At 45.5% G+C, this 13858-nt stretch carries 10 protein-coding genes; 5 read left to right on the top strand and 5 right to left on the bottom strand.

Translation table 11 applies throughout. The features are described 5' to 3' along the window. Window positions 1–82: 82 nt before the first annotated feature. From J4N23_RS10485 to J4N23_RS20975, 3 genes are all read right to left on the bottom strand, one after another. A complete protein-coding gene (locus J4N23_RS10485) occupies window positions 83–979 on the bottom strand; it encodes an IS3 family transposase (RefSeq protein WP_207427095.1) in 897 nt (298 codons plus the stop codon). Then, entirely contained in the window at window positions 976–1512 is a 537-nt protein-coding gene (locus tag J4N23_RS10480) for a transposase (protein ID WP_207427094.1), read from the bottom strand. The genes J4N23_RS10485 and J4N23_RS10480 overlap by 4 nt, the downstream gene beginning before the upstream one ends. 620 nt (window positions 1513–2132) lie before the next feature. Continuing rightward, window positions 2133–2270 carry a hypothetical protein gene (locus tag J4N23_RS20975; protein WP_242689176.1) on the bottom strand — a complete coding sequence of 46 codons (138 nt, stop codon included), beginning with the start codon at window positions 2268–2270 and terminating at the stop codon, window positions 2133–2135. 871 nt (window positions 2271–3141) lie between these two features. Between J4N23_RS20975 and J4N23_RS10470 the strand changes: the two genes are divergently transcribed. The 4 genes from J4N23_RS10470 to J4N23_RS10455 all read left to right on the top strand — a co-directional run bounded on the left by J4N23_RS10470 (window position 3142) and on the right by J4N23_RS10455 (window position 7437). Continuing rightward, window positions 3142–3969, top strand: a complete 828-nt coding sequence (locus J4N23_RS10470) for a hypothetical protein (protein ID WP_207427087.1) — start codon at window positions 3142–3144, stop codon at window positions 3967–3969. Window positions 3970–3971: 2 nt separating this feature from the next. After that, a complete protein-coding gene (locus tag J4N23_RS10465; protein WP_207427085.1) occupies window positions 3972–4286 on the top strand; it encodes a hypothetical protein in 315 nt (104 codons plus the stop codon). 149 nt (window positions 4287–4435) lie between these two features. Further along, window positions 4436–5524, top strand: coding sequence for a reverse transcriptase family protein (locus J4N23_RS10460; protein WP_207427080.1), 1089 nt, complete (start codon window positions 4436–4438; stop codon window positions 5522–5524). Window positions 5525–5919: 395 nt separating this feature from the next. Next, window positions 5920–7437, top strand: a complete 1518-nt coding sequence (locus tag J4N23_RS10455) for a hypothetical protein (RefSeq protein WP_207427079.1) — start codon at window positions 5920–5922, stop codon at window positions 7435–7437. A 196-nt stretch (window positions 7438–7633) separates the two neighbouring features. On the opposite strand, the gene hrpB is transcribed toward J4N23_RS10455, so the two are convergent. After that, window positions 7634–10126: an ATP-dependent helicase HrpB gene (hrpB, locus tag J4N23_RS10450; RefSeq protein ID WP_207427078.1), complete on the bottom strand. Its 2493-nt coding sequence runs from the start codon at window positions 10124–10126 to the stop codon at window positions 7634–7636. 1931 nt (window positions 10127–12057) lie between these two features. On the opposite strand from hrpB, the gene J4N23_RS10445 reads away from it, so the two are divergent. Further along, window positions 12058–12207, top strand: coding sequence for a hypothetical protein (locus J4N23_RS10445; RefSeq protein WP_207427077.1), 150 nt, complete (start codon window positions 12058–12060; stop codon window positions 12205–12207). Window positions 12208–12663: 456 nt separating this feature from the next. On the opposite strand, the gene pdxA is transcribed toward J4N23_RS10445, so the two are convergent. Beyond that, window positions 12664–13719: a 4-hydroxythreonine-4-phosphate dehydrogenase PdxA gene (pdxA, locus tag J4N23_RS10440; protein ID WP_207427076.1), complete on the bottom strand. Its 1056-nt coding sequence runs from the start codon at window positions 13717–13719 to the stop codon at window positions 12664–12666. Between the last annotated feature and the right edge of the window lie 139 nt (window positions 13720–13858).

Here is a 13858-nt window from a genome sequence, read left to right as displayed (position 1 = left end):
TGTCTCGTCCTGAAATAGCTATACAGGTTTATTGCTTATTACTAATTCAATTATACACTGCAATTTGTTATTCCTTTATGAACTATACAAGTGGTGTTGCGGTTATTTGATTTCTACTTTTCCATCGTTTTCTTAATATTCCACTTTGCAGATGAGCCTTCTCGGGGGTGAGGCGGTCACAACTGTCGTGCGGCCGAATCTGGTTGTAGGCAGCAACGGACCGAGCGATATGCTGCTTTGTTTCTGCCAGCCCTTGCTGTGATACGTATAAGTCAAACTCGGATTTAAGAATACCGTTCATGCGTTCTGCGATTGCGTTCTCGTAAGGATCGCCATTCTCTGTCATGCTGATTGCTACTTTGTTCTGAATTAAAAGTGCTACATATTCTTTGGAGCAATACTGTGAGCCGCGGTCGGAATGATGGATCAGGGTCTCATTGTAATCCCTGTTCTCCAATGCCATTTCCAGCGCCTCTATACAGCCCTGGGCAGAAAGGTCCTTTCTCAAGCAATATCCCATCACTTTATGCGAATAAGCATCGGTGATCAGGCTCAGATAGGCCCAGCCCGAACTTATTCGAATGTAAGTGATATCACTTACCCAGAGCTGCTCAGGGCGCGTAACCTTCAACTCCTTTACCAAGTTGGGATATTTATGCATCCAGTGTCTGGAATCGGTGGTAATCACCCGTCGCTTACGTTTTCGGATATACAGACCATGTTCGCGCATTAGGTCAAACAGATAATCTCTACCACATGAAATGCCGTGAGCAGCCAATTGCGGAGTAATTATATGTTGCAGTTTCAGTGTCCCAACCCGCGGCAGATCCTTTCTTATGTTCAATACATGTTGCAGAATAATATCCTCTTTAACACCGGTATCCTTCAGACGCCACTGGTGATCATACCAGGCATGGCGGGTTTTGCCAAACAGTCGGCACAGTATCTTTATACCTGTGCCAGGATAGTCCTCTTTCATTTTGGTGACTGCCTGGCACCAGGCTTTTTTCGGATATCAATCTTCAGGTGTTCTTCAGCTACATCGATCAATGTCTCCAGGGCTTTAATCTTTAGCTGGGCCTCGGCCAACTGCTGTCTGAGTGTTTCCAGATCTTGCTCTTTAGACTCTTGTGGTTGCGCTTTTTTCATGGCAATAGCACTAAGGTCGGCATTTTCCGCGGTTGTTTGCTTTATCCATTCCCGAATAGAGCCACTATTCCGTATTCCAAAAGCTATGGCTGCATCACTCACGCTCATACCTTTCTCAATAGCGCGTAGTACTGAACGCTTTTCTGAGAATTTATAAACTCGGTGAGCTACCGGTTTATGAGTTTGGCTATACCGATTTCTCCAATTTGCCAGCGTTTTGTCACTGATCCGGTAACGGGCAATTACTGATTTAACTAATTCTCCTCTTTCTACAGCCCGGACGGCTTCCTTCTTTTCCTCGATTGAAAAGCGATATGCTAGCCGCTCTCCCTTAATCTGTTGTTCTTCTTTTTGTGATTCCATACACTCTTAATGTGTATAGCTGTTTTAGGAAGTGACACTTCGGGAATTGTTTGGAAACGACTGAACGCTTCCCGGAGCTTCCCGGTACTTGTCACGAATCAGGCAATAACCTGTTCATAATCAAACCCAAGGTTAGGCGGAAAGCAGACGAAAATGGATGTTATGGATAGCCTGTCCCGAGTACCTCGGGAATGGAAAGGGCTGGTAAGCAGAACGGCAACAATTTAAGCTTCCAGCTATGGCGACAAGATAACCGTCGAATAGAAATGAGAGACGCTAAGCATCTCCACGATACCTTGGATTACATTCATAATAATCAGTCCATGCGGGCTTTGTCGAGAAACCTGAAGATTATCTGTATAGTAGTGTCAGGGAAATTATGGGTTGAAGGGTATCATTGAGATAACGAAAGTAGATCCTTTGTTGGTCTAAGGCACAAGTACGCCACCCACAAGTCAACGCTGCATACTTGCGCCAAAACAAACACTTCAGATATCCAGACGCATGGTTAACATGAGGCACAAGTACTCAGCCCACAGTCGGCCCCTGGCTACCGCAAGCTTAAAGCACCTAGTAAGGGGCGTTTCGCTGGTTCGAGCTTGCAGCTCGGACTTATTACCTCACACAAAGTCAATTTCAAACATGCCTTTGCCACCGCTGTAATCTATTGCGCTGCTGTATTTCCAATGATGAGCCTCTGTCACAAAGCCCGCTACAACAGGATTGTTATGAATATAATCGACTTTTTGATCGATCACTTCTGGGCTCCATAACTCAATAGGCTGATTGTGCTGCTGCCAGAACTATATATTCTTCACGTTGCTATTTTTCAATCCTGCGCGCTTCATTCCCGAAATACTCGCTTTTCAGTAATTCACCCGGTTAGATTCTTTTGCTCTGAACACCAGATGTACATGACTAGGCATTATACACCACGAACAGATTTACATGCCTTTTTCTTTCCTGCACCATGCCAAACTAGCCACTAAAATCATAAAATGTTCGTCACGTACAAATATGTCTATCCAGTTGACGGTAGCGAAGCTGTCAAAGTATAGACCTTCTTTGTTGTGGAATTTATAATTACGACTCATCTGGGATATGAGCTAAAATAAGAAACTGTCGTCTATGAAAGGTCCGAGCTGCAAGCTCGAACCAGCAAGCGCCTATGCAAAATGCTTATGCTCCCGGTAGCTGGGGGTAGTTTGACGGCTACTCCTGCAAGTTCGCCGCCGGAGGGCCTGCCTCCATCTTTTATGAAGTTATGAAAAGCTACTTCTAACCGGTGCTTTTCTCCCGGCACACCTTGCAAAGTGGGGCGTAACTCTCCGGACAGAGGGCTATAAGGATTTTACGACATCCAAACGTATTTCCCTGTTGAATAAGTGGATGTCGAAGGAAGATAGAAGTGCGGCCTATAACATTTAAATCAGATCTAACTCTCTAGCTAAGGTTCCGACCCTATGAAATCCAAATTCTCGAGAATCTTGAACCCTTAGAGTCTAAGGTCCCCATGTACCCGATAGGTCTTATTATAAATTTATTGCAAAGGACACTAAGAAAGCAAACAATAAATTGTGTCTCTATACCTTTTTTGTATATTTCACCGGTAAAAACTATGAATAGCCGATGAATATTGCTGTAGACATACTAGATAAAATGTCTGAGCTTTTTAAGTATAAAAATTGGGAAATTGAAAGTGATGCAGCCAAATGGTCTAGTCTTTTTAACCGATTCTCATCAAGGCTTTCTTTGTTCGACAAAGAAAAACAAGAATTCCTTATTGAATTATCATACCGGTTTAAAAATATTGGAATCAACGATTACGCCCAATATTTCACAGAGGCAGTAAATAATGTGCCGAATATAAAGGAATATAAAAGAATTATAGTCGCACCCTTAAAAAAGCCTTCTACTAAAGAAACGAAAAGTGCGGATAATATTTGGTATCACTTAAAAAACAACATTGATTTTAATTACGAATGGTTTAACAACAACTTACAATGGATTAGCAATTGGGATAAGATACGTCAGAAATTAAATGAAAACTGTATTTTACTGCTGGTTGACGATTTTACTGGAACCGGAGATACAGCCATAGAAGCTCTGGATGAACTATATGAAACAAAGCAATTAGATTCAACAGACAATGTATGTGTAATAACATTTATGGGTCAACGAATTGGCATTGAGAATTTTTCAGTTAAATACCCTAACATGATGAGTTGTAGTGAAATCTTAGATCGAGAGATTAGCGATCACTATGCTGGAGAAGAAAAGAAAAAATACTTGTTGTTAATGGAGGAAATGGAATCGAAAATTAAAGTTGATCCAAAGTTCAATTTTGGTTGGGGTAAATCAGAAAGCCTAGTAGCATTGAACAATAGGTCTGTTAACAATACTTTCCCTGTTTTTTGGCTTGAAAAAAAATCAAAGTATGCTCCTTTTAAACGATAGCCATGAGAGATGATGTTAAGTTGCTCCTTCTAAAGCTTGTAAAACACAACGGTAATATTCAACCTATTATCAAAATGGGATTTGAATACTCGCAGATTGTCGGCTTTATCAACGAATTGTTAGCAGAGGGTGCTTTGGCAAAAATTAACAATAAATATGAATTAACTGAAGCCGGTGAGCAAGAGATCAATACACTAAACAAGGAGCTGAAAAGGTTGAATTCTGCTCAGTGGATTGAGCCGGCAACTGAATTTAGGATAACTAAAATTGATAAAAATGATGTATTTTTACCTGACCAAGATGAATTATCATTTTAAGGTGAAAGAGTTTTCCGTTTAGGATAAAGAAACTGGGTGGTGAGTTCACCTCCCCGGATGGTGAATAGCTTTTCAAGCTTGGAAGCGAACAAGAGGAACCGAAAGCCTCCTCCGTGCCTCCCCCGGCATTTCGCTCCCTCTTGTTCGCTTTGTTCAAAGGGCCTGCAAGGAAACTTGCAGGCCTCAATGAAATAAATATGACTGCTGCCCAATATGAAAGCGCCTTTAGAAAAAAAGCTTTGGTTGCTGGTTATTCTGAAGAAAATATCCAGAAATGTCTAAGTTATGCAATTCCATTACTGTCTAAGGGCTTCCCTATTATCTACAATACGACAAACTTTGCTGGACTCGTAGGTTATAACAAGCTATATCTAAAAAAAGCTGCCTTATTCACCGCTTCTTACTATCGAACGTTCAAAGTCAAAAAAAAGAAAAAAAAGGACTATAGGGAAATTAAGGAGCCATTACCAAGCTTGAAAGAGATACAATTATGGATTCTTTATAACATTCTTTATCAAGAGAGGCCAAGCAAATATGCTAAAGCCTACATCCAAAAGAGAAATCTTAGGGAAAATGTAAAGTTCCATGTTGGCAAGAATAAAGTCTTGAACCTTGACTTCAAACACTTCTTCCCATCTATAAAACAGGACGCTATAGAAAAAATTTTTTTATCCTTTGGCTACTCGTCAAATATCTCTAATCTTTTAAGCAAGCTCTGTTGTCTTGATGGTTCATTACCACAGGGCGCACCCACGAGCCCCTACCTATCTAACCTATATCTCAAAACTTTCGACGAAGATGTATTTGGGTTTTGCAAGAACAAACATATTAGATATACTCGATACGCTGATGACATGACCTTCTCTGGTGATTTTAATGAACTAGAGGTGATAAACTTTATCAAGGAAAAAATTGAGGATTCGCCTTTAGAAATTAATGATGAGAAAACGAGGGTGATGCGTAGAAATCAAAGGCAAGTAGTGACTGGTATCCTTGTAAATGATAAAACGCAGGTATCTAAGAAGTATCGCAATAATATCAGACTTGAAATGTATTATATATCCAAGTACGGTATCGCTGAGCATCTCGCCAAATCAAAGAATTCTAGAGCTAACTACTTGTCGCATTTATTAGGAAAAATAGAGTACACTCTGCACTTTAATCCAGACGATGTTGAGTTTTTAGAATACCGAAGTAAACTCAAACAGCTTCTTCCTAAAAAGCAGGATGCAGAATAGCCATCGATGAACAGACACGACAAGGTTGTATTTTTTTCAAAACAAGACATGGCTTGGCCCTACATGTTAAAAAATGCCGAGAAACTTCTTAATACTGCTGAAAATCTAACGACTTTGACGATAAACTCGCTGCTGGAGTATCATCACATAAATAAATATTTTGAAAACGATCTTTCCCTCAGTCATTGGACAGTTGAGCAGAAAGACAGATATTTAGAAATAGTCCAGTCGGCCCTAAATGAAATCAGAATACGTTTTTTAGCTTTAAAAGATGCAGATCTTATTAATGAAATAAGCAAACTTGAGTTCGATAACCGAGAAAGCTTTTGGGAACTCTTTCAATATTTTAAGCTTTACAAAAAAGCCGACCGGAGTCCTTCTCAAAAATTCTATCATTGCACCCGGAACATATTAGGTATGTTTTAAAATTTAAACCGATAGTTGAGCACTATAATTCCGAAATCAGATTATTCCTGTTAAGTTATTCGGAAAGTGCCGAACTCCTTCTCTCGCAATTTGAAGAAAAACGCTTAAGTGATGCAGACCAATATATTTTTCCAAAAAGCCTTTCCGATGTTGATAAACACTTAATTATTACTAGTTACATAGATTCATTAGAACCGAATCTTAACTATATAGAACTAGTAAAAAACTCAAAACATTTAAAACTACCCCCAAAAATCCTACTCAAAGCTAAACAAAAGGCTAAAGCTTTGCAGGAAAAGTATTTTTCTGAGGAAAATTCGACCAAGATTTCTGTTGCTGCAGGACTGGATTTGAGTCAAGTCGAACCTGTGCGATTCGAAAGAAGAGGAACGGATACCAACGTTATATATGGGGGGATTTATTTAGATGCCCTCGCATCTGATATGGAGTTTATAAACGTCTTTCACCAATTATTCGCCTACACCGATACAGAGGGTTTCATTACTTTGATTAATAAGGACAGTGAAATGGACGGCCTTGAGAAGGTCTTTATGTGTTCCAAAAATGAATACAATAATGGGATTGCCTTTAGTCACAAAAACCTCCTATCGCTTGCTCAGTTAGGTATAATATCACATTATCTTTCGAGAAAGCAACGGAAAATAGAAGAAGTAATTCAACGCTTTATCGAGCAGTTTGCCGACAACGTCAAGATAACTGGTCTCGTTTTCCATATGCCTCAAAGTGAAGCTAGCCCTTCTGACAAGATCAGGCTATTGGCACCGGAAATGGAATACCTGCTAAAGCAATATAAAAACTACGTAACAGATGGTGAAATTGATCATGAATTACTTCAAATTGATTCTACCCCACTCTTCTACAGTGAAATTCCAAGTTTAGTAGACAAAAAATATGTTTATTCATCGCACCAGACTATACTTAAGCTTCAACAGTATTTTTTCGCTTCTCACGGAATACTTGAAAGTCGACGACGCCAAAAAAAACACAAAAATCTTTTCGAAGTTTTGATTAGCGAGCGTGTGCTACAGACCGACCTAGAAGACTATCAATTAAGTTATCTCAACCAGCTAGTGCAAGAGGGTTTTCTTACGGTTAATGAAACTGGTGAATATAAAATGGCAAACATGGTTTCTATATTTATTGCCGGTAAACTTAGGGAGTACGGAAGCATGAGTTATTGGCATTATCCGCTATCAATTCGAATGCAAATGGACAAACTAATCGCCGATGGAATATTAGAAACCACCAGCAAATTATTCACTCAACAGGAAGTTAGCTATTTTAATTACTACCTTAATAAAAAGGAGTTTAGTAATGGACTGGATTTAAGGAATAAATATCTACATGGTTCAAATAGCCGCACTTCAGAACAACAAGAAATGGACTACCTTTATTTTTTAAGAACTTTAGTCCTTGTACTACTAAAACTTAACGATGATGCTCAGTTGAAAGTTAAGGTCGGCTAAGCATAACATTCACACTCCTGCTTCCTTTTGCTAGATGTGCTAGTGCCTTCGTTCAAAAAGGCGTTTACCCTCATTATAAACCTGACAGACGCGAATACCGGCCATCGCGCCTAATGCCTGCAGGCGTATGAGCAAATGGCAGGACTACAGCATCCACGAAGGCCATCAGCACCTTTTTCAATCCTCCTACGCACCCCTACCCCTTCCTTTTCACCCCTCTTACCGCCTCTGCTTCGAGCGGATTTTCGGGCCATGAGTGTTTGGGGTATCGGCGTTTGAGTTCTTTGCGGACTTCGAAATAGGTGTTTTGCCAGAAGCTGCGAAGGTCGGTGGTGACTTGCACGGGCTTGTAGCCGGGTGAGAGCAAGTGGATGAGCACGCTTTGTTTTCCTTCGTTTACCCGGGGTGTATCGAGCATGCCGAATAGTTCCTGCAAACGGACGGCCAGGACGGGTGCTTCGCCGTAGGGGGAATAGCTGAGCGGGATGCTGGAGCCGCTGGGTACGGTGATGGTGGCCGGGGCGAGCTGGTTGAGCTGCTGCTGCTCCTCGTAAGTAAGGGAATGCTGTAGTATGTAGCTGAGCTTGATCTTTTTGAAGTCGTCTGCCTTGCGGAGCTGGTCAAAGTAAGGGCCGAGCCAGGTCTTGTTGCTGGCGAGCAGGGCCTCGGTGCTGACGTCGGGCCAGGATTGTTCGGGGTTCCAGTGGCGAAGGCTGAGGACACGGTTCTGCCAGGCTTGCACGGCCTCGTTAAAGTCGAGCAGGTACTGGCCCTCGGCTTTAATGGTATTGGAGAGGACTTCTTCAAGCTTTTGTTTGTCGGGCGCCGCGAGAGGACGGGATTGCAGCACGATACTTCCGATCCGGAAGTCTGCCGTGGCGAGGAGCTGTTGTTTGCGGCTGTCCCAGCGGATATTCTCGCTTTCTTTGGCGAGGTGTGTGAGGTCCTTCGGGTTGAGAGGGGCGGCGATGAAGATCCTCCCCTGCCCTTTCTGCGCGTCGAGCTGGGCAATGGAAAGCCAGGGCTCGTGTGCGAGGTCGTCCTCGCGGTTGATAGTAGCGGTTTGGCCGTTTGCCAGTTGGAAGAGGCCGCTGTTGGCGTCTCTGGCGGAGGCGATGCGCTCGGGATAGGCGTAGGCAAGCAGGAGGCCGGCGTCGTAGGCGTCCGCAGCAGAATTGTCGGCCTGGATATGAAAGAGCTTGCGGTAGGCGGCGGCGGTTTTCTCTATCTTCTCCCATTGGCGGTCGCGGCGGCTTTCTGCACGATAGCGGCGGAGCTGTTCGATACGGAGGTTAAGATCGGCACCAGCCAGGGTACGGTCGAGCGGGTCGCGTTCTTCGAGCAGGGCGGCGATATCGGTGGCGAGGGGTAGCTTATTGAGCTCCTGCGCCGTGATAAGCATGTTGGCGAGCCGCGGGTGCAGTGGCAGGCGGTGGATCCGTTTGCCGTGTTCGGTGATCTTGTCGCCTTCGATAGCGCCGAGTGCCGTAAGGAGTTCTCTGGCGCTATTGAGCGCTGCTGCCGGAGGACTGTTGAGCCAGCAGAGGCTGTTGGGATCGCTGATGCCCCATTCGAGGAGGTCGAGCATGAGTGGTGTGAGGTCGCTGTCGAGGATCTCGGGGGTGCGGTAGGGCGCCAGGCGCTGCTGGGTGGCGGCGGACCACATTCGGTAGCAGGTTCCGGTACTGAGGCGGCCGGCACGACCTGCCCGCTGGTCGGCCGAGTCGATGGAGACTTGCACGGTTTTGAGTCCCGAGAGGCCGGTACGGGGATCGAAGGCGGATTTGCGGGTGTAGCCGCTGTCGACCACAATGCGGATGCCTTCGATGGTTAAGCTGGTTTCGGCGATGGAGGTGGCGAGCACGATCTTGCGGCGGCCATGCGGGTCGGGCATGAGGGCGGCTTGTTGTTCGGCGTGACTGAGCTGTCCGTAGAGCGGGTGGATGGCGAAGCTGATGAGGCTGCGATTCAGTATTTCCGCGGTTTTGCGGATCTCGCCCTGACCGGGAAGAAAGACGAGGGTATCTCCCTCCTGCTCTTTGATGGCCCGGGCAATGGTTTTGCTGCAGAGGTCGGGCAGGTGCTCGATGTGCTGCTCGCCGGTGTAGATGATTTCCACGGGGTACATCTTTCCTTTGCTCTCCACCACGGGGGCGTTTAGCATTTCTGCCAATTGCGGCACGTCGAGGGTGGCGGACATGATGAGTAGCCGCAGGTCGGGACGCAGGATCTGTTGTACTTCGCGACTGAGCGCCAGGGCGATGTCGGCATGGATGCTGCGTTCGTGAAACTCGTCGAAGATGATGAGACCGACGTCTTCGAGGGCGTTGTCGCTGTGGAGCATGCGGGTAAGGATACCTTCGGTAACGACTTCGATTTTGGTATTGCGTGATATTTTGTTTTCGAAGCGGATCCGGTGGCCAACGGTTTGGCCAGGTTGCTCGTCGAGGAGGTCGGCCATGCGGTGAGCGATGGTGCTGGCAGCGAGGCGCCGGGGTTCGAGGAGGATAATCTTTTTGTTGCCTAGCCAGGGTTCATTTAGCAGAGCAAGGGGTAAAAGTGTACTTTTTCCGGCACCGGGAGGAGCGGTGAGGATGAGGGTGTTGTTATCGTTGAGATGTTGCTGGACATCGGGGATGATTTCGGTAACGGGGAGGAGGTAGTGGTATGGGTTGAAAGTGGTGCTCATGATGTTGCTCCTCGCAAAGATAGTGGGTTAATACAGATGTGTGGTTTTGATTTGGTTTTGTCCGCTCATGGCTTTTCGATTTAAGGGAAATTATAACCTTGATAAGTTTTGAAAGTGCTCTTAAGTACTCTTCCTCCAACTTTTTCTTGACAAAAAGTTGGGCAAAAGTCAAGAAAAGAACGAAGCTTCAGCCCGCAAGGCTCACTCGGGCCCGCCGTTCTTTTCGGCCCAGCCCGCAGCACTCTGCTCACCATAGTGCAAGACTTGAGCATTTATCCTGTTACAGCTTTTTCTACATCGTTACTTGTAACAGTTGCTCTAATCTCACTACCGTTGATCCGGAGGGCTGGACTTCCCTCAGTGCCGGATAAAGTTCTGGCAGCAGCAGGCCCGGTGGGATGGAAAAGGGCATTGGCTGGTTTGCGAAGCGAGGGAAATGAGCATTAGGGCAAAGCAGACGCAGCCCTGAGCGCTGCTGGCAGAACTGTGGGATGACCTGTGCGAAAAGGCACCTTGGGAAGTCCTTGGGGTTTTTGGTCCTTTTGGGCCTAAGCCAAAAGGACTAGGCCTGCCCGGCTATGAGGGCAAAGAAACTTAGATCCCTCCTACCGTCGCGATGACAAGAAACACCAGTCGTTTGTGGTTCCTGCGACCGTGCAAACAATAAAACAGCGAGTTTCGGATTGTAAATCCTACGATAGGAACTTCGGAATTACAAATTCCGAAGAGCAATGTACTACATTTATCCGCTCAACAGCTTTTTCACCTCCTTACTTGTATCAATTGTTCTAATCGCACTAACGTTGATCCGGAGGGCTGGACTTCCCTTAGTGCCGGATAAAGTTCTGGCAGCAGCAGGCCTTGTGTGATGGAAAAGGGCATTGGCTGGTTTGTGAAGCGAAGGAAATGAGCATCAGGGCAAAGCAGACGCAGCCCTGAGCGCTGCTGGCAGAACTGTGCGATTGATTTGAGCGAAAAGGCACCTTGGGAAGTCCTTGGGGTTTTTTCAGCGGTTAATTTGAATTTTAATGGCCTGAAAGAGATCGCTTCGCTAAGTTTTGGTCCTTTTGGGCCTAAGCCAAAAGGACTAGGCCTACCCGGCTATGAGGGCAAAGAAACTTAGATTCCTCCTATCGTCGGGATGACAAGAAACACCAGTCGTTTGTGGTTCCTGCGACCGTGCAAACAATAAAACAGCGAGTTTCGGATTGTAAATCCTACGATAGGAACTTCGGAATTACAAATTCCGAAGAGCAATGTACTACATTTATCCGCTCAACAGCTTTTTCACCTCCTTACTTGTATCAATTGTTCTAATCGCACTAACGTTGATCCGGAGGGCTGGACTTCCCTTAGTGCCGGATAAAGTTCTGGCAGCAGCAAGCCATGTGTGATGGAAAAGGGCATTGGCTGGTTTGCGAAGCGAAGGCTATGAGCTAGAGGGCAAAGCAGACGCAGCCCTGAGCGCTGCTGGCAGAACTGTGGGATGACTCGTGCGAAAAGGCACCTTGGGAAGTCCTTGGGGTTTTTGGTCCTTTTGGGCCTAAGCCAAAAGGACTAGGCCTACCCGGCCATGAGGGCAAAGAAACTTAGATCCCTCCTATCGTCGGGATGACAAGAAAAACTGGTCGCAAGTCGTTCTTGGTGATTATGCAAATTGATGCAACTGCACAAACCACGCAAGCTATCACATGGCAGCCTTCTCCCTACCAACCGGCACTCTGCCCCTCATCTCTCGCTCATCTGATGCTCATCTCCTGTAGGAAAAGCTAATGCATATACAACTGAGATATGACCATGATTAAGACATATCCGAACAAGATGGCCGGAAGGATGGGAGTTGACTGCCAGAAGTGTCGGAGACTTCGGATTACAAATCCTACGGTAGGAACTTCGGAATTACAAATTCCGAAGAGCAAAAAAGCAGGGCTGTGTCAAGGAAAGTTATTGCTGTTCACCTCACCCTGACCCTCTCCTCCAGGAGAGGGAAAAATCCTTCGGAGCAAGTGCTTGCCTTTTTAAGCAATGCTTTTAGCAGTACACCTGATCCGGAGGGCCGGACTTCCCTCAGTGCCGGATAAAGTTCCTGGATCAGCAGGGTTTGAGCCAGGGAAGAGGGCATTGGCTGGTTTGCGAAGCGAGGGAAATGAGCATTAGGGCAAAGCAGACGCAGCCCTGAGCGCTGCTGGCAGAACTGTGCGGTTGACTTGTGCGAAAAGGCACCTTGGGAAGTCCTTGAACTTTTGGTCCTTTTCTTTCAAGAGAAAAGGACTAGGCCTGCCCGGCTATCAGGGCAAAGAAATTTAGATTCCTCCTATCGTCGGGATGGCAAGGAACACTGGTCGTTAGTGGTTCCTTCGACCGTGCAAACAAATAAAACAGCAGGTTTCGGATTACAAATCCTTCGATAGGAACTTCGGAATTGCAAATTCCGAAGAGCGATAGCGAAATTCCGAAGAGCGATAGCGAATAAAACGATAAGAGACTTGCGTAGGTGCATGAGATTAGTGGTCGGATGACTTGAAGTCGTCCGATCACTAATCTCGGTCTTTCGAAAGCTTCGTTATCTTCAGGGGATTTGCTGTTAACTCCTTCATTTCCTTCCTGCGTTTTACCACATTAATCGCCATGAACAGCGCTTCGCGGAAGGAATTTTCGGATGCCTGGTTTTTGCCGGCAATGTCGTATCCGGTACCATGATCGGGGGAGGTACGCACTACCGGAAGTCCGGCGGTAAAGTTGACACCGTTATGGAACGCGATGTATTTAAATGGAATCAGACCCTGGTCGTGGTACATGGCGAGTACCGCATCAAATTTGAGGTGTGCACCACTTGCAAAAAAGCCGTCTGCTGAGTAAGGGCCGAATGCAAAGATGCCTTTCGCTACGGCCTCTTCGATTGCCGGAGCAATGACCGCCGATTCCTCATTACCGATCAAGCCATTATCACCCGCATGCGGATTCAATCCCAACACAGCAATCTTTGGCTTCTGGATCCAGAAATCTTGTTTTAAGCTGTTACGCATCAGCTCCAGCTTAGACAGAATCCCTTCCTTGGTGATCTTGCCTGCTACTTCCCCGACAGGGATATGGCCGGTCACCACCCCTACTTTCACGTCTTCACCCACTAAAAACATTAGGGAATCCGCAGCGTTGCTCCGGTGCTGAATATATTCCGTGTGACCGGGAAAGCTGAAATTTTCGTTCTGGATGTTGTGCTTATTGATAGGAGCTGTTACCAGTGCGTCAATTGATCCCGCCAGGAGATCTGAAACGGCATGGTCCAGCGATATGAAGGCGTACTTGCCGCCAGTTTCGTTCACCGTGCCGGGTTCGATTCTTACATCTTCATCCCAGCAATTGATGATGTTTGCCCTTTTAGGATTGGCCTGCCCAGCTTGCTGTATGACGTTGAAACTAAAGTCTGAAATATTTAAGGCTTTACGATAAAAGGAAGCGACCTTGGTATTTCCGTAGACAATTGGAGTGCAATAGTCCAGCACCTTATTATCAGACAAGGTTTTAATGATCACTTCAAGACCGATACCGTTAATATCACCAATAGAAATTCCGACTTTAATTTTTTCGCTCATAATTTAAGTTCCCAATCAGGGTAAGGAAAATTTGTACAAACTTAGATAAAATTCTTTTATCTGAATTTTCAGACCGGCAGTTTACATCATTGTATCACAAATCTCACATCTATTTTTACGTTATTTGCAACAAAATAAG

The sequence above is a fragment of the Pedobacter sp. SYSU D00535 genome, from assembly GCF_017355855.1.
Lineage (GTDB): Bacteria > Bacteroidota > Bacteroidia > Sphingobacteriales > Sphingobacteriaceae > Desertivirga.
This window is presented reverse-complemented; position numbering and strand designations above follow the sequence as displayed.

Bases quoted from the DNA above. Each gene is read 5' to 3' on its own strand.
- J4N23_RS10465 (WP_207427085.1), top strand. From the start codon at position 3,972: ATGAGAGATGATGTTAAGTTGCTCCTTCTAAAGCTTGTAAAACACAAC.
- J4N23_RS10480 (WP_207427094.1), bottom strand. From the start codon at position 1,512: ATGGAATCACAAAAAGAAGAACAACAGATTAAGGGAGAGCGGCTAGCA.
- hrpB (WP_207427078.1), bottom strand. From the start codon at position 10,126: ATGAGCACCACTTTCAACCCATACCACTACCTCCTCCCCGTTACCGAA.
- J4N23_RS10485 (WP_207427095.1), bottom strand. From the start codon at position 979: ATGAAAGAGGACTATCCTGGCACAGGTATAAAGATACTGTGCCGACTG.
- pdxA (WP_207427076.1), bottom strand. From the start codon at position 13,719: ATGAGCGAAAAAATTAAAGTCGGAATTTCTATTGGTGATATTAACGGT.
- J4N23_RS10470 (WP_207427087.1), top strand. From the start codon at position 3,142: ATGAATATTGCTGTAGACATACTAGATAAAATGTCTGAGCTTTTTAAG.